The 1,476-nt window shown below is 67.3% G+C and carries 1 protein-coding gene; it reads left to right on the top strand.

The window, feature by feature from the left end:
• Positions 1-44: 44 nt before the first annotated feature.
• Complete coding sequence (locus ACFU5O_RS37450; protein ID WP_384247497.1) at positions 45-1,277, top strand: IS4 family transposase; 1,233 nt, start codon at positions 45-47, stop codon at positions 1,275-1,277.
• Positions 1,278-1,476 lie beyond the last annotated feature (199 nt).

Raw genomic sequence — 1,476 nt, 5'->3', positions numbered from 1 at the left:
CTCAATACCGGTAACTTAGGGGCGAGTCGGTCGTTGTTGTTGATGTGCCGAGAGCGGGTCAGCTGAAGTCATCTGGTGAGCGTCTATCGGACCGGGTCGCGGTCGGGGTGCTGACACAGGCGTTTCCTCAGCCGCTTGTGGATGAGGTGTTGGCGGAGACCGGCCGGATGCAGCAGCGGAACCGGCTGCTGCCGGCCCGGCTGATGGTCTACTTCGTGTTGGCGATGTGCCTGTTCTCCGGACAGAGCTACGAGGAGGTCGCCCGACTGCTGACCGCGGGTTTGCAGGGTGCGGGGCGCTGGCGTAGATCGTGGGCGGTGCCGAGTACGGCGGCGATCTGGAAAGCCAGGTCCCGGCTGGGTGTGGCGCCGCTGCAGCAGCTGTTTGAGCGGGTGTGCCGTCCGGTTGCCACACCGGACACTCAGGGCGCCTTTTACCGCGACTGGCGGCTGGCCGCGATCGACGGTACGACGTTCGACCTGCCCGACACAAAGGCAAACGTGGAGGCGTTCGGCCGCCCGCCCCGCTCCGGGCGCGGTGAACAGGACGTTGGCTACCCGCAGTTGCGCATGGTCGGCCTGGTGGAGTGCGGCACCCACGCCGTCTTTGGCGCTGCGATCGGAGCCCTGCGCACCGGAGAGCAGACTCTGGCCCGGGCGGTCCTGGGGTCCCTGCGGCAGGGGATGCTGCTGCTGGCCGACCGTGGCTTTTACGGCGTGGACCTGTGGCGCACAGCCGCGGCTACGGGGGCGGACCTGCTGTGGCGGGTCCGCAAAGACCTCGTACTGCCGGTGGTCGAGCAGCTGTCGGACGGCTCGTATCTCACGGAGATCTTCGACCGGAGCGACATCCACCACACCCGTCGCGGGGTACCAGTACGCGCGGTGGAATACACCATCGCCGACCACGAGGGCGTCTACCGGCTCATCACTACGATCCTCGACCCGGACAAGGCCCCGGCCGCGGAACTGGCCGCCCTCTACGCCCAACGGTGGGAGTTCGAGTCCACCCTCGACGAAATCAAGACCCACCTCGGCGGTCCCCACCTGGTACTGCGTTCACAACACCCCGAGGGAGCCGAGCAGGAACTCTACGGCTTCCTGCTCGTCCACCACGCCATCCGACACCTGATGCACCAGGCCGCACGACAAGGCGACCAGGACCCCGACCGGATCTCCTTCACCCGCTCACTGCGCGTCGTGCGCCGCCAGGTCACCGACCAGGCGGCGTTTTCCCCCCGGCCGACTCGCCCGCGCCATCAAAGCAACCCACACTGAGCTCCTCGAACGTCCCCTGCCTCCCCGACGGCGCCGGGCCAACCCCCGCGTCATCAAACGCAAAGTCGCCGGCTGGCCCCTCAAACGCGCCGCCCACCGGGCTGCCGACCGCCCAACCACCGCGGCCATCAACCTCGTTGGCGCCACCAAACCCAAACGGGTCAAACGCACACCAAAGCACTAAGTTACCGGTATTGAG

Source organism: Streptomyces sp. NPDC057445 (genome assembly GCF_042802855.1).
Classification (GTDB): Bacteria; Actinomycetota; Actinomycetes; order Streptomycetales; family Streptomycetaceae; genus Streptomyces.
The sequence above is the reverse complement of the archived record's forward strand: the minus strand, read 5'-3'. Positions and strand labels throughout refer to the sequence as shown.